This is a genomic window from Bradyrhizobium mercantei (genome assembly GCF_001982635.1).
In the GTDB taxonomy this organism is placed as follows: domain Bacteria; phylum Pseudomonadota; class Alphaproteobacteria; order Rhizobiales; family Xanthobacteraceae; genus Bradyrhizobium; species Bradyrhizobium mercantei.
Map to the genome: position 1 here is coordinate 107963 of NZ_MKFI01000008.1, position 18141 is coordinate 126103.

Annotated in this window: 19 protein-coding genes; 8 read left to right on the top strand and 11 right to left on the bottom strand. The window is 66.0% G+C overall.

Annotated elements, in window-relative coordinates:
- Positions 1-13: 13 nt before the first annotated feature.
- Together BI327_RS33340 and BI327_RS33345 are read right to left on the bottom strand one after the other, a co-directional pair.
- The gene (locus BI327_RS33340) at positions 14-718 is read right to left on the bottom strand and encodes an SDR family oxidoreductase (RefSeq protein ID WP_076865614.1); all 705 of its coding nucleotides are present in this window, start codon (positions 716-718) and stop codon (positions 14-16) included.
- A gap of 91 nt (positions 719-809) precedes the next feature.
- Entirely contained in the window at positions 810-1004 is a 195-nt protein-coding gene (locus tag BI327_RS33345; RefSeq protein WP_076865889.1) for a hypothetical protein, read from the bottom strand.
- A gap of 198 nt (positions 1005-1202) precedes the next feature.
- On the opposite strand from BI327_RS33345, the gene BI327_RS33350 reads away from it, so the two are divergent.
- The gene (locus tag BI327_RS33350; protein WP_076865615.1) at positions 1203-2021 is read left to right on the top strand and encodes an extracellular solute-binding protein; all 819 of its coding nucleotides are present in this window, start codon (positions 1203-1205) and stop codon (positions 2019-2021) included.
- Here the strand turns inward: BI327_RS33350 and BI327_RS33355 are convergent.
- The 4 genes from BI327_RS33355 to BI327_RS33370 form a co-directional block, all read right to left on the bottom strand.
- Positions 1995-2693, bottom strand: a complete 699-nt coding sequence (locus tag BI327_RS33355; RefSeq protein WP_076865616.1) for an ABC transporter permease — start codon at positions 2691-2693, stop codon at positions 1995-1997. The genes BI327_RS33350 and BI327_RS33355 overlap by 27 nt on opposite strands.
- A 71-nt stretch (positions 2694-2764) precedes the next feature.
- Positions 2765-3148, bottom strand: a complete 384-nt coding sequence (locus BI327_RS33360) for a response regulator (protein WP_076865617.1) — start codon at positions 3146-3148, stop codon at positions 2765-2767.
- A 111-nt stretch (positions 3149-3259) separates the two neighbouring features.
- Positions 3260-4477 (bottom strand): extensin-like domain-containing protein, encoded by a 1218-nt coding sequence (locus BI327_RS33365; protein WP_076865618.1) that lies wholly within the window; start codon positions 4475-4477, stop codon positions 3260-3262.
- Positions 4478-4602: 125 nt separating this feature from the next.
- Positions 4603-8037 carry an autotransporter domain-containing protein gene (locus tag BI327_RS33370; protein ID WP_210191241.1) on the bottom strand — a complete coding sequence of 1145 codons (3435 nt, stop codon included), beginning with the start codon at positions 8035-8037 and terminating at the stop codon, positions 4603-4605.
- Between BI327_RS33370 and BI327_RS42480 the strand changes: the two genes are divergently transcribed.
- A complete protein-coding gene (locus BI327_RS42480; protein WP_210191242.1) occupies positions 8027-8218 on the top strand; it encodes a hypothetical protein in 192 nt (63 codons plus the stop codon). The genes BI327_RS33370 and BI327_RS42480 overlap by 11 nt on opposite strands.
- A gap of 662 nt (positions 8219-8880) precedes the next feature.
- Here BI327_RS42480 and BI327_RS33380 read toward each other — a convergent pair.
- Both BI327_RS33380 and BI327_RS33385 read right to left on the bottom strand, forming a co-directional pair.
- Positions 8881-9222, bottom strand: coding sequence for a hypothetical protein (locus BI327_RS33380; protein ID WP_143271733.1), 342 nt, complete (start codon positions 9220-9222; stop codon positions 8881-8883).
- A gap of 103 nt (positions 9223-9325) precedes the next feature.
- The gene (locus tag BI327_RS33385; RefSeq protein WP_076865622.1) at positions 9326-10144 is read right to left on the bottom strand and encodes a DUF2147 domain-containing protein; all 819 of its coding nucleotides are present in this window, start codon (positions 10142-10144) and stop codon (positions 9326-9328) included.
- Positions 10145-10328: 184 nt separating this feature from the next.
- On the opposite strand from BI327_RS33385, the gene BI327_RS33390 reads away from it, so the two are divergent.
- The 6 genes from BI327_RS33390 to BI327_RS33415 all read left to right on the top strand — a co-directional run bounded on the left by BI327_RS33390 (position 10329) and on the right by BI327_RS33415 (position 16182).
- Positions 10329-11087 (top strand): DUF2147 domain-containing protein, encoded by a 759-nt coding sequence (locus BI327_RS33390; RefSeq protein ID WP_076865623.1) that lies wholly within the window; start codon positions 10329-10331, stop codon positions 11085-11087.
- A gap of 207 nt (positions 11088-11294) precedes the next feature.
- A complete protein-coding gene (locus tag BI327_RS33395; protein WP_159450504.1) occupies positions 11295-12398 on the top strand; it encodes an AraC family transcriptional regulator in 1104 nt (367 codons plus the stop codon).
- 91 nt (positions 12399-12489) lie between these two features.
- Positions 12490-13308, top strand: a complete 819-nt coding sequence (locus BI327_RS33400) for a CPBP family intramembrane glutamic endopeptidase (RefSeq protein WP_076865625.1) — start codon at positions 12490-12492, stop codon at positions 13306-13308.
- Between the two features lie 40 nt (positions 13309-13348).
- The gene (locus tag BI327_RS33405; RefSeq protein WP_076865626.1) at positions 13349-13963 is read left to right on the top strand and encodes an inner membrane-spanning protein YciB; all 615 of its coding nucleotides are present in this window, start codon (positions 13349-13351) and stop codon (positions 13961-13963) included.
- 152 nt (positions 13964-14115) lie between these two features.
- Positions 14116-14442 carry a hypothetical protein gene (locus BI327_RS33410; protein ID WP_245335006.1) on the top strand — a complete coding sequence of 109 codons (327 nt, stop codon included), beginning with the start codon at positions 14116-14118 and terminating at the stop codon, positions 14440-14442.
- A 153-nt stretch (positions 14443-14595) separates the two neighbouring features.
- Positions 14596-16182 (top strand): FecR domain-containing protein, encoded by a 1587-nt coding sequence (locus BI327_RS33415; RefSeq protein ID WP_076865628.1) that lies wholly within the window; start codon positions 14596-14598, stop codon positions 16180-16182.
- 93 nt (positions 16183-16275) lie between these two features.
- On the opposite strand, the gene BI327_RS33420 is transcribed toward BI327_RS33415, so the two are convergent.
- The 3 genes from BI327_RS33420 to BI327_RS33430 form a co-directional block, all read right to left on the bottom strand.
- Positions 16276-17103 carry a class I SAM-dependent methyltransferase gene (locus tag BI327_RS33420; RefSeq protein WP_076865629.1) on the bottom strand — a complete coding sequence of 276 codons (828 nt, stop codon included), beginning with the start codon at positions 17101-17103 and terminating at the stop codon, positions 16276-16278.
- Positions 17104-17209: 106 nt separating this feature from the next.
- Positions 17210-17731, bottom strand: a complete 522-nt coding sequence (locus BI327_RS41990; RefSeq protein WP_143271734.1) for a hypothetical protein — start codon at positions 17729-17731, stop codon at positions 17210-17212.
- Positions 17718-18023 (bottom strand): nickel-binding protein, encoded by a 306-nt coding sequence (locus BI327_RS33430; protein WP_076865631.1) that lies wholly within the window; start codon positions 18021-18023, stop codon positions 17718-17720. Before BI327_RS33430 ends, BI327_RS41990 begins: the two co-directional genes overlap by 14 nt.
- Positions 18024-18141 lie beyond the last annotated feature (118 nt).

The window sequence follows — 18141 nt, forward strand, 5'->3', positions numbered from 1 at the left end:
GCGCGTGAAAGCCTCAGATCGAGCGCATCAGGCCGCCATCGACGCGGATGTTCTGGCCGGTGATGTAGCCGGCGCCGTCGGAGACGAGGAAGGCGATGGTTGCGGCGATCTCCTCCGCCTTGCCGTAGCGCTTCATCGGCACGCTGTCGCGGCGCTCGTCGGTTGCCGGCAGGCTGTCGATCCAGCCCGGCAGCACATTGTTCATGCGGACATTGCTCGCCGCGCAGCTGTCGGTGAACAATTTGGTGAACGCGGCAAGCCCGGCGCGGAACACAGCTGATGTCGGGAACATCGCGCTGGGCTCGAAGGCCCAGGCGGTCGAGATGTTGACGATCGCGCCCGACTTCTGTGCCTGCATGTGAGGTGCGACCAGACGCGTCGGGCGGATCACGTTCATCAGATAGACGTCGAGGCCGGTGTGCCACTGCTCGTCGGTCAGTTCCAGCACGCCGGCGCGCGGGCCGTGGCCGGCGCTATTGACCAGCGCATCGATGCGGCCCCAGCGCGCCATCACGCCGTCGACGGCGCGCTTCAGATCATCGTTCGAGCGGTTCGAGCCGGTGAAGCCGAGGCCGCCGAGCTCGGCGGCGAGCGCCTCGCCCTTGCCCGACGACGACAGGATAGCCACGCGAAAGCCATCGGCGGCCAACCGCCGCGCCGCCGCCGCTCCCATGCCGCTGCCGCCTGCGGTGACGAGTGCGACCTTCTCCAAAGCCATGACCTGATATCCCTGTTGATGACGAAGCCGACGCAAGGTCTATCATCAGGGATCGCAGGAGGCGACAGCCGTCCTGTCGCGCGATGTCGCACTACTTCCGGAATACCTGCTTCGACACGGCGTCGAACCTGGCGACCGGCCGATCCAACTGCCACAGCTCGATATCGTGGTGATCGACAAGACGGCTGGCCGATGTGATCGCCTGATCGTCATCGGCGCAATCCATGTTGACCACGCCGATCGATCGGCTGTGCTGCCCAACGATATAGGCGCGATAGGTCGTCATCCTTGCCTCCATGTCCTGCAAGCTTGCGCGGCCGGAAAATGGCCGGGCGGCCGTATGAATTCGAGGGGGGATGCGAGGGCTTGGTGTAAAGACGGAATAAGTGCCGCCGGGCCACGGATGCCGCGCTGTCCGGTCGCTTTGCGTCACCTGATCAATTGAGGCATGGTGACCGCCATTCCTCCATCGCTTGCTGTTCACATGACATCCTTCCTTCGAAACCTCCTCATCGCCGCCGTGCTGCTGTTCGCCGGTCCGGCCCTTGCGCAGACCCGTTCCATCATCGTTGCCTCGACCACATCGACCGAGCAGTCCGGCCTGTTCGGCTATCTCCTGCCGCGCTTCACGCAGGCATCTGGCATCGATGTGAAGGTGGTTGCGGTCGGCACCGGACAGGCGCTCGACATCGGACGGCGCGGCGATGCCGATGTCGTGTTCGTGCATGATCGCGTGGCCGAGGACAAATTCCTGACCGAGGGCTTTGCGACCAGGCGACACGACGTGATGTACAATGATTTCGTCATCGTCGGTCCGAAAACCGATCCGGCGCATATCGCCGGGGACAAGGATGTCGCGGACGCCTTGCGCAAGATCGCTGCGACGAAATCGGCCTTCATTTCTCGCGGCGACCACTCCGGTACGCACGAGGCCGAGTTGCGGCTCTGGAAAGATGCCGGTGTCGATCTCGGCTCCGCAAAGGGCCAGTGGTATCGCGAGATCGGACAGGGCATGGGTCCGGCGCTCAACATGGCGGCGGCATCGAATGCCTATGTGCTGTCCGACCGCGGGACCTGGCTGTCGTTCAAGAATCGCGGCGAGCTCGCCGTGCTGACCGAAGGCGACCGGCGGCTGTTCAATCAGTACGGCGTGATGCTGGTCAATCCGGCGAAGCATCCGGCGATGAAGGCGGCGGACGGACAGGCCTTCATCGACTGGCTGGTCTCACAAGCCGGGCAGTCGGCCATCGCCGGCTACAAGGTCGGCGGCGAGCAGCTATTTTTCCCCAACGCCGCGCACTAGCAGAAACGCGATCGTGCTGACGCTGATGCTCAGCGCAAGCAGGATCACACCGAGGCCGAGACCGAGCGCCAGCTCGCCCTTGCTGGTCTCGAGCGCGATCGCGGTGGTCATCGTTCGCGTGTAGCCGCTGATATTGCCGCCCACGATGATGATGGCGCCGACCTCCGCGATGGCGCGGCCGAAAGCGGCCAGGAACGCGGTGAGCAGCGAGGCACGGCCGAGCGAGAACACCAGCGCGAGGCTGCGCAGCCGGGACAGGCCGTCGGTGCGGATCAAATCGGCATACTCCGCCCACAGCAGCGCGACCGGACGATGCACCAACGCAACCACGATCGGCGTGGCCAGGATGACCTGCGCCACGACCATCGCCGTCGGCGTGAACAGCAGGCCGGCAAAGCCCAGCGGTCCCGATCGCGACAGCAGGAGATAAAGCCCGAGCCCGACCACGACCGGCGGCAGGCCGAGACAGGCATTGGCGAGCACGATCACCACCTGCCGGCCACGAAATTTCGAGATCGCAAGCCAGCCGCCGATCGGCGCACCGATCAGCAGCGCGAGCAGGCTCGCGAACAGGCTGACGCGCAACGACAATGCGACGATCCCGAGCAGGACCGGATCGCGACCGGCTATCAGAGAAGCGGCCGCCGTGATCGACTGTGCGAAGTCATTCATGCCGGCCTGGAAGCCACGTCTTGTTCCCGCACCATGCCGGCATCACCAACCTTGCGGGAGCGGTCACTCGCTCACGCCTGCGCGCCGCCCCTGACCAGCTTGGCCACCGCCGCGACCAGTTCGTCGGGCGAGAACGGCTTGTTGAGCAGCACGCTGTCCGGCACGCCCCGGGTCGGCCACTCGTCGCCGCCACCGCCGGTGATGTAGAGCACCGGAAATGACGGATCGATCTCGCGGGCGCCGCGCGCCACACGCCAGCCGTCGAGCCGGCCGAGCAGGCGAATGTCGGTGACCAGTGCACTGTATTTGGTGCGGAACGCCTTCAGCAGCGTCAGTGCTTCCTCACCCGAGCCTGCGATCGCCGGCTCATAGCCGCCGTCCCTCAGGGCGTCTTCCACCATCATCTGAAGATCACGATCGTCTTCGATGACGAGAATGATCGGCACGTCTTGCAAAGCTATCCCCCGGAAATCAGCCGGGTGCGCCCGGCTCCGCGAACATATGCAGCAAAAGTGGCTACCGTTTGCACGGTGTCACCCAGTAAAAATACGGGTATCAGACGCGTTCTATTCGTCGGCGAATTCGTCTTCTTCGTTGACCCCCGCTTTACCCCGCGGGGCCGGCTTTCTGCCGCCAAGCGATCCTGTGACATAAGGTTCGCGCGTTGCATAGGGGTTACGGCCGCCGGCGCGCGCCGCGACCTCCTCGCCGGAGACGGCGGCGGGCTGGCAGATCAGGCGCCGGCTGGCCCGGCGCATCAGGTCCACATGGATATGGTCGTAGTGATAGACGTTGGACCCCGGCGCCAGCACCGTGGTGAATTGCTGGCAGGCGGCGGCCTGGACGTCGCGCAGGAAGCCCTGCTCTTCCGGCAGTCCCTTCCAGCCATCCTTCACCGAGATGCGGCGGCCGTCGGCGAGCGTGAAGGCTGCGATATCGAGCGCGTTGCCGAAGGCGTGCTCGGAGATATGCGCGTGCGAATTGCCGTTCATGCCGCGGCAGGAATAGGCCGAGATCTGCTTGATCTCGACGACGCGCGCGCCGAACCAGCGCTGCGCCGCCGGCTGCACGGAATCGGCGAGCCAGCGCTCGAGCACCGAGACGATCGGGCACGCCAGCGTCGCCGCCGGCTTCACCGCGACCGGGCCGACCGTCATGACAGGATTGCCGCTCGACGGACCGAGCGGCGGCGGCGGCGCCTCGCGCGGCTGCTGGGAATAAGGCGCAGGTGAATAAGGCGCGGCCGCGCCCTCGCGCTGCGGATTGCCCGGCAGGCCCGGATAATAAGGTCGCTCGCCGCGTGCGTCGGGCGAGCCTTCCGGCGGCAGGTCGATCTCGTCCTGTTGCGGCGGAACGCCGGGCGCCGACAGCGACACCGGCCCGCTCGGCTGGCTGCCATAGTTCGGCTGTCCGACGGCCTGATCGGAATAGGGTGCCTGCGCGGGCAGCGGGCTCGGCTGCCGGTTGATCGGCCAACGCGGCTGGCCGTTGCCGACCGACGCCGGCGGACGCAGGCTGTCGTCGGCAAACCCGTAAGCGGAACTGGCTTCGCCGAGTGCGGCGACCTTGAGCGGGAACTCGGCGCCGCAAACACCGGGACCCGAGATCGGATCGATGCGGACGAGGTCAGGTCCTTCCTTGACCGCGCCCGATTTCAGGCATGCGGCCTCGGCCTCGGCGCGCCACGGTTCACGCTCGGCAGTCTGGAACAGACCGCGGCCGCAACCAGCAAGCGACACAAGGACAAGGGAGCCGACGAGATACAAACGAACTCCACGCGTCATGGCGCGGAGGTTCTGCGAATTTGATTAAAGACTCTTCAACGCATTTCGACTGAATGATTTCAGGCGTTTTTAACCATGCGTTGGAACCCGGCAGAGCATCGCACGCTGCCGGGATTTTGTTTTCATCACCACGTGTAGCGAACGACGCCCTTGCCGCCGTAGGACGACGTGACGTCGGAGAACTCGCCTTCGAAAGTGAGCGCCGCCGACCAGCCGCTGGTCCAGTTCATCGCAGCGGTTGCCGTGGTCAGCACCGCATCGCTCGCAGGCGCCGCGCCGTTGACGACAAACGACGCGCCGGGCAGCGTCTGGAATGTCGCGGCGACGCCGCGATCGGTATTGAAGTCGTGCGCCCAGGCAAGGCGGCCGCGCAGACTGAGAATGCCATCCTGCAACGCGATCGACCGGTCGCTGCGCACGCCGAGCTCGCTGCGTGTCGCGGTGACGGTCTTGGCACCATAGGCCAACGCGAAGGCGCCCGAGCCCGACAGCACCTGCTCGGCATAGGAAGGCAGATCGTAGGTCGTGAACTGTCCGGCTGCGTAAGGCGTCAGCGCGAGTTGCCGCGGCGTGACGACGCGATAGCCGCCTTCGATGCGCCCCGACACCGCATTGGCATTGAACTGCGCGCGCAGCCGGTCGATGCCGGCAATCGTCACGGTGCGATCGGTGGTGATGTCCTGCCAGCCATAGGCGAGCGCACCCGACAGATAGGCCGGACCGAAACCATGACGAACGAACGCACCGGCCTGGAACAGGTCGGAACGTCCGCCGCCGAGCGCATTGGCGACGGTGAAATTGGTGCCGCCGCCGGCGAGCGCGAAGCCCGCGATCGTGTCGGGCGAGATCCGGTAGTCGGCGCCGACGGCCACGCCGAAGATGCGGCTGGTGGTCGAATTCGTTCCAGCGATCACGCTGCCATCGGTGCTCTGCCCGCCGCCGAAGCCGGCCGCCCAGACGCTCCAGCGCTGCTCGAATGTCTGCTGCGGCGGCGCTTTGCGATAAATCCCGGCATAGGCATCGCGCGCATCCTTGGCACGCGACATGCCGGTCGATGCGTAGCTCATGGCGTCGCCCGCGAATTGCGCTGCACCGCCGGTGGCAGCCATGCCGCCGCGGCCTTCCATGAAGGGATCGGTCATGACGCCGAGGAACATGTTCATCGCATCGAACGTGGTCTGCTGCGAGCCGGCGCCGAGCTCGCCCGAGGCCTGCGTCAGCCCGGCCGGCGTCAGCGCACCGAACGCCGCACCTATGCTGCCGGCGCTGTTGAAGGCATTGGCAATCGCATTGCCGACCGCGGCCTGGTTGCCGTTGAGCCCGGAGCTGCCGGCGAAATTCAGCGCGAGATTGAGATAGACGTTACTGGCGTCGTAGCTCAGGCTCGATGTGAAGTTCGACGGCAAATTGCTGTTGACCGGACCGGCAAAGCTGCCGCTGACGCCGCCGGCTGCATTGAGGATCGTGTACTGCTTCTGGAACGTGTTGCCGGTGAAGGACGCATTGACGGTGGCGCCGCCGAGCGTGGCCGCGCCCGTGACATTGGTGCGATCGGACGCCGTGGCCGACACTTCGACCAGATAGCTCGACGCAGCGGTGAAGGTCAGGCTGCCCTGCACCGTCAGCGTGCCGATCGAATTGCCCGGCGACAGCGTGCCGCCATTGATCAGGACATTGCCGACGCTGCCGTTGCCGCCGAGCGTGCCTCCGGCATTGACGGTCACGGCATTGCTTAGCGCCCCGTTGACCAGCAGCGTTGCGCCGGAGCCGACGGTGGCGCCGTTCTGGTAGCTCTGCGCGTCGGTCACGGTCCAGACGCCGCCCTGCACGTTGAGCGCCTCGAAATTGATCACATTCGAGAGCGTGCCCGTGCCCGGACCGAACAGATTGATCGTGTCGGTGCCGACGCCGCCGTCGATCCGCCCGGTGATCGACGAGCCGCCATAGAGGTTGAGCGTGTCGTCGCCGCCTTCCATGCTGACGGCGCGGCCGGAATTGCCGATGATGGTGCCGTAGTTCGACAGCACGTCGGCGCCCTCGCCGGTCTGGATCGCCGCGCCGTCGCCGCGGATGAAGCGGGTCGCGCCGGTGCCGGTGTAGGTCACGCCGTTGAGCGTGCCGACCGAGCCGGGATCCGGCGTGCCGTTCTGCAGCAGCGTGACGCCGTTCGGATCGGGGATCGTGCCGTTGCCGATGATGGTGCCGTAGTTGACGATCCTGTCGTTGTCGGCGGCGGTGCCGGTCTTGTTCTCGGAGCGGATCGCATAGCTGTTGTTGCCGACGATGGTGGCGCCGGCATAATTGACGAGGTCGAGCGCCGCCGATCCGCTGCGCGAATTGTCCGGATTGGAATCGTTGCTGACGACGATGCCGGCCGCGGCGCCGCTGATCGTGCCATAGTTGCGGATGGTACCGCCGCCGATCGCAAGGCCTTCGCTGTTGTTGAAGCGTCCGCCGTCGTCGGCGCCGGTGGCGCCAGTGCCCTGGACGACGCCGTAGTTGGTCAGCGTCAGCACGAAGTCGACATCGATGCCGTCGCTGCGCGTCGAGACGCCGTCGATCGCACCGGTGATGGTGCCGTAATTGGTGACGATGGCGTTGCCGCCGCCGACGCCCGCACCGTTGCGGCCGATAATGGTCGCGCCGGCGTAGTTGTTGACGGTGATGGTGCCGGCATCGCCCGCGGTGCCGTTCTTCGCGCCCGAGATCAGTCCCCCGGCATAATTGTTGACGGTGCCGTTGTGGCCGCCCTGGAGATCAATGGCGTCGGCGCTCGGCCGGCCGGTTACCGGGTCGATCGTGCCATTGGCGATGATCTGGCCGTAATTGTCGATCGTGAAGTTCTCGCCGGGACGGATCGCATCGGCGTTGGCCGTCGTGATCAGGCCGGTGGCGCGGTTGGTGATGTGAACGCTCGCAGCCGTCGAGGTGAGATTGTCGAAGTCGATCGCCTGGCCGGTCGCCGATTTGATCGTGCCGGCATTGTCGACCGAGAATTTGCCGGCCGTGGTGGTGTTGGTCGAGCCCGAGCCGTTGATCTGGATGGCGTCGTCCGCCGACTGGATCGTCGCGCCGGCATTGTTGACGATCGACAGCGCGATCACGTTGTTGAGGTTGGTGGTGGCGCGGATCGCGCGGGAGCCTGCCGTCGTCGTCGCGTCGATCAGGCCGGAATTGGTGATCGTGGTGGTGCCGCCGCCGATCCGCATCACGTCGCTGCCCGATGACTTGATGGTGCCGCCGCTCCGGTTGGTGATCGAGAACACGGTGCTGTTCGAGGTCGCATTGACGAAATCGAACACCCGGCCGCTGCCGGTCGCCTGGATCGTGCCGGCGTTGTCGACCGTGACCGAGCCGCTCGCCAGCCCGCCATTGATCCGGAACGCATCATTGGCCGAGGTGAACACCGCACCCGCATTGTTGATCAGCGTGAGATTGCCGCTTATCGCGCTGCCGGACGTATCGATGCCGCGCGACGTCGCCGAGATGGTGCCGTTGTTGGTGATGACCACGCCGGGCGATGCAAGGCCGGTCACCCAGCTGATCGCCGTGCCGGTCACCGACAGGCTGCTGCCCGCGGCAACGGAGCCGGTGTCATTATTGGAGACGCTCTGCGCCGTCGTGCTGTTCGGCGGCGTGCTGAAACTTGCTGCAAGTGCCGAACCGGAAAACCCCAAAGAAGTCGCAGAAATAGCCAGCGCAAGCCGGCTTGCGCGGCTTAGAAACTCAGATTTCACGTAACGCCCCCAAGTACTTATTACCGGGGGTGAGCCCCGGTCATTGCGGGCGGCAATCTGGGTGTGGTTTGTAACAGGCTTGCAACAAATCACCGCGCGGCCTTGCGGCGCAACGACACAGCCACGCGATGCGTGCAGCACGACGCGAGAGCAACCTGGCGGACTATTGCAAGGTATTGTTATGCGGCGTCCGGAACCGGCGGCGCCGCGGAATATATTTGCGGTCGTTTCAACGCCTTGATTTGCCGTCTGTTTGAGCCGCGCATCGCAATGCCGCATCGCCCGGGAACATCGAGCCCGACAGCACGACTGACTTTTTCGGCCGGGAACCACTTGCTAGCTTTGGCGTTAATGCGGGCAGCGTTGTGAACCGAGGGAGTTTCCCAATGGATTTCGCGAGTCCTCTGCTGAGCAAGCTGAGCATTGTGGCCGCGTACATCGCGTTCGCCTTTGTCGGCGCCATCATTCTCGGCGTGTTCTAGACCATTCGACAGGCAATGAGTTCAGCGCCCGGCGGCCGCCCCCGCCGGGCGCTTTGTTGGTTGGTCGCCGCTCCATCCACGTCATTGCGAGGAACGTCAGTGACGAAGCAATCCACATATCCGCATATGCGGCGCGATGGATTGCTTCGCTTCGCTCGCAATGACGTAGATGCAATTGCGCATCTCAAAAATTCGAACAACTCGAGCCGGTGACGCCGCCGATCGTGAAATCGTGGCAGACGAGACCGGGATTATCGGGATCGGGATAGCCGTCGTCGCGACGGCGCGGCTCGCGGATGGTGTGGCTGAAGCGCCAGCCGCGGGCGCGCATGCAGCTCTTGTATCGCCGCGAGGTCGGCGTGCCGTTCTGCGGCGCACCGAACTGCGCATCGCAGAACGCCGCGTCGGCATGCAGCGCGTCGTCGCCGCGCCGCTGCTTCAGCATGTTGGTGTAGATATCGTTGTCGGCATGGGCGGCGGCGACGCTGCCGGCGAGCAGCAGCGCGACCAGGCTCAGGCGTTTCATGTCGGCCTCCATCGCTTGAAAAGAGAGCGTTGACCTCTATCGGTCGCGCGCGACGGGGCGCCTGGTTCGACGCCGTTCGGTTACAAATTGGACATCCGCGCCTTCAGGAGCGCGGCTCGCGCTGGAGCTGCCCTTGCGTGATCACGCGCGCCCGTGAGTGCGAGACGCGGATCCAGTCGACGCCGGCGCAATAGACGCGACCGAACACGCAGGTTTCGACACGCATCCTGTCCGCGCCCTTCAATTCGATCGTGCCGTAACGGACGCTGCCGCTGTCCTGGCGATAGACGCTGCCGCTCCAGCGCGCGTCCTTGTTTGGCTTCATGTTGATCAACACCGCCTCGCCGAGATCGCGCGTGGTCTTGTCGAGCGCATAGCCGCAGAATGCGTTGCCGCAGAGACGAACGCGCACCAGGCTGCCGGACTCGGTCTGCCAATCGCCGATCGGACCATCGTCCGGTTCGTCGGTCTCGCGCGAGACGGGCACCGCCGGCGGAGCAGGACGCGCAGGCGGCGGCGGAGCGGCGACGACCGGCGCCGGCGGCACCGTCATGACGCGCGGCGGCGGGGGTACGGAGGGTTGTGGTGCGGCGGCCGGCGGCGCGGCCGGAGCGGGCTTGTACACAATGACCGGCGGCGGCGCGGGAGATGCAATCGGCGGCGCGGGCGGCGTGCTTGCGGCCGGAGCAGCTGATATCGCCGCCGTCGTCACCGGCGCAGGCACCGGCTTCAACGTGCGGCCATTATCACCGCCGTCATCGCGCCTGGATCGATCGGACACCGAGACACAGGACAGCGTGCGGCACCGCGTGGACTCGAGATGCACGCGGTGGCCACCGATCGAAAACGAGATGCCGCCCTCGCCGGCATGCGCGAACGGCGTGAACAGCAGCAGCGCAACGAGCAGGCAGCAGCGCTTCATGGAAGCCTCCAGGACATCCGGTGAGGCTTAAGGGTGTGGAGCTCACGGCGCAGTGATCTCGGTCACCGTGGCGGGCCGTTCGGCCGCATCGGCCAGCGTGATGTGCATCACAGAATCCGCCCCCGAGGCCGCATAGCGTCCGGACCAATCGATGCAACCCCGCCCAACGCCCACGGAGACCCAGATGAAGAAGCTCGTTGCGATCGCCGCGCTGCTGATGGCCACCACATCGGCGCATGCCGGCGGCACCGGCATCACCTTCCAGATCGACGGCCAGCGCATCCATGTCGAGGCGCCGCGCAATTGCAGCGCGCTGTCCTGCATCCGCATCTCGGCGCCGGGCTATAACGGCACGATCGGCGGCATCAGCAAGAATCTCGGCTCGAAGTCCGACGATGATGACTATGTTGCTCCCGCGAACTCGCCGCCCCCCGCGCCACCGCCGGCGCCCGCGCCGGTTCAGGCCACGGCGCCGCAGCCGGCCGCACCGATCGCCGCCGCGGTCCCGGCACCGCCTCCGCCCCCTGCCCCGCCGGCAACTGTTGCCACCACGGCCCCTGCGCCTGTTGACGCCGCGCCCGCTGCACCGGCTCCGGTCGCCGCACCGCCTGCGCCGCAGCCGCAGGCCGCCCCAATGGCCGCCGCGCCGACCGCCACGCCGACCGGACCGATCGGCGTCTGGGCCACCGAGGAGAACAAGGGCAATGTCCGCGTCGAAGCCTGCGGCGCCAATCTCTGCGGCTATTCCGAGAAGACCAACGAGCGCATCCTGATCAACATGAAGCCCGACGGCAGCAAATGGAGCGGCCGCATCCATGATCCCGACTCCGGCCGCAACTACGACTCGACGATCGCGATGAAGGGCCCGAATGCGATGCGCGTGCAGGGCTGCGCCTTCGGCGGGATGTTCTGCGGCGGCCAGACCTGGAAACGGGTCAGCTAAGGGCGTCCATCACTTCGGTCATGGCCGGGCCTGTCCCGGCCATCCACGTCTTTCCTGCTGAATTGAAACAGAGACGTGGATGCCCGGCACAAGGCCGGGCGTGACAAGACAACTGGTTCATGGTCCGACGATCGCTTCATGCGGATCGCCGGACGCGCTATAAGCGTCGCAGGGTTGATCTGAACCTGCGGACGGCTTGCGATGGCGATGACGGCTCTTGAACTCGGTCTCCGCGGCGCGGTGGTCGCCCTGTTCCTGGTGGTTTGCGCGGTGCTGCTGCTGCGCTACACGGCGGTGCATCGCGCCGCGTATCTCGGCGCCGCCATGGGTGTCGCGGGCGCAGCCTACGCGATCTCGACCGCACCGTTCTTTCCCGCATCATCATTCGGCTGGAGCTCTCCCTTCGTCGCCTTCGCAATGGGCTCGCCGGTGATTTTCTGGCTGTGGGCGGGCGCCATATTCAACGAGCGCTTTGCCGTGCGGCCCTGGCATGCGGCGGCCTGGACGCTTCTCGCCGGCCTCGGCCTCGTGAGCTACAACGGCTGGATGATCTGGCCCGATGTCGCCCGGACCTGCGGCCGCATGCTGGGGCTAGCGACGATCGCCTTCGCCGTGCTCGGGATCAGCCAAATTTCCAGGGGATGGCGTGTCGCGGTGACAACGGCGCGCGGCCGGATCCTGACCGCACTGGTGATCGGCATCGGCGTCCAGATGATGCTCGCCGCCGTGGCGGGGCTCGCCGCAATTCCGGCCCGAGCCATCGGCCTCAGCGGCGCGCTCGCCCTTGGTGCATTCGGGCTGCTGTCAATCTGGATGATGCTGTTCGATCCGCCCGAGAGCCAGCCGGCCGTGGCGGGGCCGGACGCCGGCGGCCAGGCCGGCCGAGTCGCCGCTGAGCCGGCGCCGGCCGACCTTTCGGCTCCGGACCGTGCGTCGCTGCATCGCCTCAAGCATCTGATGACGACCGAGCGGGCCTATCGGGAGGAAGGGCTGACGATCGGCCTGCTCGCGGCCAGGCTCGGCATTCCGGAATACCGGTTGCGCACGCTGATCAATGACGGGCTCGGCCACCGCAACTTCAATGCCTTCGTCAACCGCTACCGGCTCGACGAGGCCAAGGCTGCGCTCGGCGATCCCGATCAGGCCGAGGTGCCGGTGCTCACGATCGCCCTCGACGCCGGGTTTCAATCGTTGGCGCCGTTCAACCGCGCCTTCAAGGCCGACACCGGGCTGACGCCGAGCGAGTTTCGCCGGCAGGCGATTGCCGGGCAAAATGCGGCTGAGGACGTGGAAATCGCCCGTTCAAGCTGACATTTCGCTCCTCGATTTCGGAAATCGATAGGCCTGCGGCCGCTGAATCGGGTTTGCTGGGGTCACGACGCCGTTTTTCCGGACATCGCAGATGAGCAGGATCACGCCCGACCACGCGACCGCGACGATCGAATCCCGCGCTTTTCAAGTCGGCGCGGCAACAGCCGGCTGGCGCGAGGGAATTCTCGCTCTCGCCATCGTCCTGGCGCCCGTCGGATTGGCGTTCATCCTGACCACGGCAGTCGGCTTCGCGATCGCAGGCTGGCAGATCGTCAATGGCCTGCCCGTCGACATGCCGTCACGCGCCGAGTTCCAGTTGCCCGGGATGGCGTTCTACGTCGCCGGCAGCTGGATCAGTGTCGCGGCGGCGTGGTTCTGGTCGTCGCGCCGGGGATTGCGCCGCGACGTCTTCATCTTTCGCGGGCTGACCTGGCCTGCCCTCGCCGCGAGCCTTTTGGGGTTCGTGATCGCGATGTATGGCGCACCTGTTGCGACACACTGGTTGTCGCATATCACCGGTGGCGGCGGCCCAGGGCAAGCGCGGATCGACTTCCACACCGCGCATGCAACCGCAGTCTACGTCCTGCTGTTTATGATCACCTCTCCGCTATGCGAGGAGATCCTCTATCGCGGGCTGCTGGTCGTCTGGCTTCGTCGCGCGGGCTTCGGCGATCCGACGATCTGGCTGACAGGCAGCCTGCTGTTTGGAGCCAATCACATCCTCCCGCTCGGTCTCGTCTGGGGCATCGTGATGGTCGGGCTCGGCGCGATCTTGTTCGCGATCCGCCTGCGATACAACTCGCTCACGCCGGCGTGGCTCACCCATTTCCTGTTCAACGCACAGCCAGTCCTGATCCTGCCGCTGATCAAACAGACCGCGCCCGCGCTGTATCCCGGCACGTTCTCTTGATCGTCATGCGGCAGCAAACGAAAGCGGAGCTCAATCAAGGATGAAGCATTTCCTCACCGCGGCAAGGCTGCTGGCCCTCGACCTGGCATCGACCCTGGTCTTTCTTGTCCTGTTCCTGCTGACGCACAACACCGCGCTCGCGGTCGGCCTCGGCATCGCCTTCGGGGTCGTGCAGATCGGCATCCAGATCGTGCGCGGCAGGCGGATCGACACCATGGAATGGCTGAGCCTGTTCCTGGTCCTCGCCGCCGGTACCGCGACGCTCTTGACCCACGACCCGCGCTTCGTGCTGTTCAAGCCGAGCGTGATCTACGCCATCGTCGGCGTCGTGATGCTGAAGCCCGGCTGGCTGAACCGCTATCTGCCCGAGATCGCGCAGAACGTCGTGCCCGATGTCGCGATCATGGTCGGCTACGCCTGGGCAGCCCTGATGTTCGTCTCCGCCGCGGTGAACGCCTTCGTCGCGCTGACCTGCGAGATCACGACATGGGCCGTCGTGATGCCGATCTACGGCATCGTGAGCAAGATCGTGGTGTTCGTCGGGGGCTTTGCCGCGATGCGCCTCACCGCCCGGCGCCGCATCCGCGCGATGCCCGAGGCCCAGCGCGAGGCCGTGCTCGCCCTCGAGGCGGCGCCAGCGACGGCGACGCCGTAGGCGTCAGGGTGGGCCGGCCGCCTGTGGTTGACGAAACAAACCGGCGCGCGACGAAACCATTTTGCCGTGCGGACGAAGAATTGGCGAAACCAAGCTCCCCTAGTGATGCGTCCGGCAACGCGCTGCTTCGGCGCGATCACAAGGGGGACATCATGGCTTTCACCGCTTCCGCGCTGCGTCACGGCAAACTGCTGGCGGCAACCGCATTCACGCTTGGTCTCTTGACCTCGGCGTCCCATGCCTACACCGACGAGCAGCAGCAGATGTGCACCGGCGACGCGATGCGGCTGTGCAGCTCGGAAATTCCCGACGTCGATCGCGTCACCGCCTGCATGGTCCGCCAGCGCGCGCTGCTCAGCGACGGTTGCAAGGCAGTGTTCCACTACGTGCCGCCCGCCGCCACCGCGCAGCCCGCGAGCTATTCACCCGCAGCCAAGCCTGCGAAGCCACTCAACATCACTCCCCACAAGCGCGGCTAACCAAAACCCCAACGGCGACCAGGCACCGCGCTTCCGGCAACGGAGCGCGGTGCTTGATCGTTTCGGTCCGCCATGACAACAAGGCGGGTCCGTTCATTCGGCATTCAGCCTGACGCGGCTCAATTGCCGGTCCCCAATGCCTCCCGGGAATCGATGGTGATGCGCCGCACCTTTCTCTTTGCGCTCCTGCTTGGAGCTGGCGTCACCATGGGTTGGCAACCAGCAGCCAATGCGGCGCCGGAGCTGACGCAACTCGCGCAAGCGCAGCCTGCGCAGGCGCCCTCACCCGCCCCGGCGCCGAGTGCGACACCGGCAACGCCTGCTCCTGCCACACCTGCTCCTGCAACACCTGCAGCGCCGGCCGCGAGTGCGCAGCCCGCGGCGCCCGAGCCGATCGGCAACGTCGCAACATTGACCGGAACCGCGACCGTCACGCGCAACAACACCACGACGCCGCTGCAGATCCGCGACGACATCTTTGCCAATGACGACGTCGCGACATCGGCGACCTCCTCGCTCGGCATCACCTTCAACGACGCCACCACCTTCAACCTGCGCGCCAACGCCAGGATCACGATCGACAACTACGTCTACGAAGACGGCGGCGCGCAGAACAGCGCGCTGTTCAACGTCGCCAAGGGAACGGCGGCCTTCGTCGCCGCTGCGGTGGCCAAGACCGGCGACATGAAGATCTCGACGCCGACCGCAACGCTGGGCATTCGCGGCACCACCGGCTTGGTCGAAGTGCCTGAGGGCGCGAATGCGACCAGCAACAATGTCGGCATCAAGCTCTATCCCGACGCCGACGGGCATGTCGGCCGCATCGAGGTCAACGACCGCAGTGGTGCCTCGCTCGGCGTGCTGACGCGCGGCGCGAGCGGCTTTGCGATTCGCCCCGGCACCGGCGGCGCCCGCTTCGCCGCGGTGCCGCTGACGATCTCGCCGCAGCAGATCACGCGCGACCAGGGTTTCGTGCGCGCGGTGCATTCCGCGCAGACGCTGGGCCGTCAGGTCGTGACCGAGCAGCGCGACTTCCGTCGCGCCAATCCCGATTTCCGCCGCGCCAATCCGGCGGCGCCCTATCCGAACCGCGGCCAGCCGGTGCAGCCGAACCCGCAGCGGCAGAACGGCCTGCCGGGCCAGAACCGCAACGCGCCGCAGCAACCGGGTCAGCAGAACCGTCCGGGCCAGTTGCAGCAGCCCGGCCAGCCGAACCGTCCCGGCCAGCCGCAGCGACCGGGCACGCCCGGCCGGCAAGGTGCACAACAGCCAGGCGCGCAGCAGCCGGGTACGCAGCAGCAAGGCGGCGCACAGCATGCGCTGCCCGGCCAACCCGGCGGCGCGACGCTGCCGCACGCGCCCGGCGTCCAGACGCCGGCCGGACAGCAGCCCGCGGGACAACAGCCCGGACGTCAGGGCGGCACGACGCAGCCCGGCGGACAGCAACCGGCTGCGCGTCAAGGCGGCCTGCAGCCCGGACGCACACAGCCGCCGGGCGGCGTGCGTCAGCCAGGACAGCCGGCAACTCAACCGGGACAGCCGGATGTGCCGCGACAAGGCACGGCTCAGCCGGTGCCGCAGGCACCCGGCCAGGTGCGACCCGGCATTCAGCAGGCGGCACCGGGCGTCCGCCCCGGCATGCAACGACCCGCAGTGCAGGCGCGACCCGGCTTCCAGCAACGGCGCGCAGCACCGCCGCGCGTGGCGAGGCCGCAGCCCAAGGACAAGCGTCACAACTGAGCGATCGCACCAACTTCTGCGATCAAACCAACGAATGTGGCGCCGGCGAGAACGCCGGCGCCACGCCCAGATCGACGATGAGCGAGCGGCAGATCAGTGCTGCCTGGTGATCACAGCCTCCAGATATTCGCTTGGGATGACCAGCGTGCCGTCTTTGGCGACATTGAACTTGTCCATCAGGCCGAACATGTCGGTCGCGAGCAATTGCTGCTTGACCGCATCGATCGCCCCGAAGGCCTTCAGCACCGGACCGTAATAGGTGCGAAAGACCTCGAGGAAATGCTCACGCGACCTGTAGCGGAAACTGAAGTGCCTACGCTTGGCATCAACCGTCACCTGCGGGCCGAACAGGGCGCCGAGATGCGCCTCGGTGCCCCACAGCGCGGGAGATTTCACGCCCGGCGCCGGCGGCACATATTTCCCGATGGTCTTGAACAGCTGGCCGATGAATCCTTCCGGCGTCCAGCTCGCAAGGCCGATCTTGCCGCCGATGCGGCAGACCCGGCGCAGTTCATTCGCGGCCTGCTGCTGGTCGGCAGTGAACATGACACCGAATGTCGACAGAACGACGTCGAAGCTCGCGTCGGCAAACGGCAGCTTCTCCGCGTCCGCTTCCTGGAACGTGACGGCGAGACGCTCGGCGGCCGCCCGCTCGCGGCCACGCTCGAGCAACGACGCGACGTAATCGGTCGAGATCACGTCGGCAAAGCGCCGCGCCGCGGCCAGTGTCGCGTTGCCGTTGCCGGCGGCGACGTCGAGCACCATCTGATTGCTGCGCAAGTCGACGGCCTCGCAGAGCATTTCGCCGACGATCTGAAGCGTGGTGCCGACGATCGCATAGTCGCCCGAACTCCAGGTGGCTTGCTGTCGCGCCTTGACGGCGGCGAGGTCCACGGTCGGCATTTCGGTCTGAACGTTCATGTGCTTCTCCTTTGAAAGTGTCGTGCGAGGCCACAGCCGTCGCCGAATATCTGCAAGTTGCGCTAACGCGCGTCGTGCAATGCAATGACCTCAAATGTGCTGCGCGCTAGGTGCGACGGTCGAGAAGGACCGGGATATGAGCTGCGGTAACAATGCTCCAATCCGAGCGATGCCTGCAGCCGTGACTGCTGCGCTGAGGCGCGGCGGCGTGCTGCGTCAGAGCTGCACGATGCTCTCGAACGACAGGCTCCTCCGCCCGCGTGAACACGGGTGAGGACAGACCCGCGATCATCAGCCCGAGGACGGCGGTTCGAATGATCGGTCGAGACCAGCGGATGCCGGCGGCCTTCGACTGCCGGCCGCCGGGCTCACGCGGCAGCAAGCTGATGGCTTGCCGCTCGCGGTGTGCGAGCATGCCCGCCACCGATCGATTGACGATTCGACGGAAGCGCAAAAGCAGAAAGGAAAAATGCCTTCGCGCCGGACCTGAAACAGACTCCATGAATGAAATCGGCATAATCGTTTCCTTGATCGAGTAGTGATGGCGCACCGGAAAAATCACTTGGCCGTGATTCACTTGACCGTGATTGCGCCATGCGACGCCTCGCTGGGCGTCATTCGGCTGCAATGGGCGGTTCGACGGGATCACCACGCACCACCACGGTTGTCGCGACCTTGTAGAATTCCTCGCCCGGCATGCCGACGCAGCGCGCATGCTCGCGGATCGCGTCACCGTCACGCGCTTCGTATATGCAGAACGTGCCAATGCGACCATCCGCCTCATGCACCACATAGCTGCGGATCCAGCGGACCCGGTCCGGCATCTGCTCGTCGCCGATCCTGGCGGACGTTGCGCCGGCGAGTTCCAGTTCGCCCATGTTCGCCCAAGCGCTTGGACGGCGAATGACATAGAGTTCCATCGAAATCTCCTGAGGTGCGACAGTTGAACAGCAGGCTGCGATGATCGCGGCCATGGTCAGCTATAGACGTCGTCAACGCCAACTGTCCTTACCGCGGGCTGATCATTGTCTGATCTTT

Coding starts and splice junctions, on each gene's coding strand:
- BI327_RS33365 (WP_076865618.1), bottom strand. CDS start 4,477: ATGACGCGTGGAGTTCGTTTGTATCTCGTCGGCTCCCTTGTCCTTGTG.
- BI327_RS33385 (WP_076865622.1), bottom strand. CDS start 10,144: ATGAAGCGCTGCTGCCTGCTCGTTGCGCTGCTGCTGTTCACGCCGTTC.
- BI327_RS33340 (WP_076865614.1), bottom strand. CDS start 718: ATGGCTTTGGAGAAGGTCGCACTCGTCACCGCAGGCGGCAGCGGCATG.
- BI327_RS33350 (WP_076865615.1), top strand. CDS start 1,203: ATGACATCCTTCCTTCGAAACCTCCTCATCGCCGCCGTGCTGCTGTTC.
- BI327_RS33430 (WP_076865631.1), bottom strand. CDS start 18,023: ATGGAACTCTATGTCATTCGCCGTCCAAGCGCTTGGGCGAACATGGGC.
- BI327_RS33410 (WP_245335006.1), top strand. CDS start 14,116: ATGGCTTTCACCGCTTCCGCGCTGCGTCACGGCAAACTGCTGGCGGCA.
- BI327_RS33380 (WP_143271733.1), bottom strand. CDS start 9,222: ATGAAACGCCTGAGCCTGGTCGCGCTGCTGCTCGCCGGCAGCGTCGCC.
- BI327_RS33400 (WP_076865625.1), top strand. CDS start 12,490: ATGAGCAGGATCACGCCCGACCACGCGACCGCGACGATCGAATCCCGC.
- BI327_RS33390 (WP_076865623.1), top strand. CDS start 10,329: ATGAAGAAGCTCGTTGCGATCGCCGCGCTGCTGATGGCCACCACATCG.
- BI327_RS33405 (WP_076865626.1), top strand. CDS start 13,349: ATGAAGCATTTCCTCACCGCGGCAAGGCTGCTGGCCCTCGACCTGGCA.
- BI327_RS33345 (WP_076865889.1), bottom strand. CDS start 1,004: ATGACGACCTATCGCGCCTATATCGTTGGGCAGCACAGCCGATCGATC.
- BI327_RS33395 (WP_159450504.1), top strand. CDS start 11,295: ATGACGGCTCTTGAACTCGGTCTCCGCGGCGCGGTGGTCGCCCTGTTC.
- BI327_RS33420 (WP_076865629.1), bottom strand. CDS start 17,103: ATGAACGTTCAGACCGAAATGCCGACCGTGGACCTCGCCGCCGTCAAG.
- BI327_RS33415 (WP_076865628.1), top strand. CDS start 14,596: ATGGTGATGCGCCGCACCTTTCTCTTTGCGCTCCTGCTTGGAGCTGGC.
- BI327_RS33355 (WP_076865616.1), bottom strand. CDS start 2,693: ATGAATGACTTCGCACAGTCGATCACGGCGGCCGCTTCTCTGATAGCC.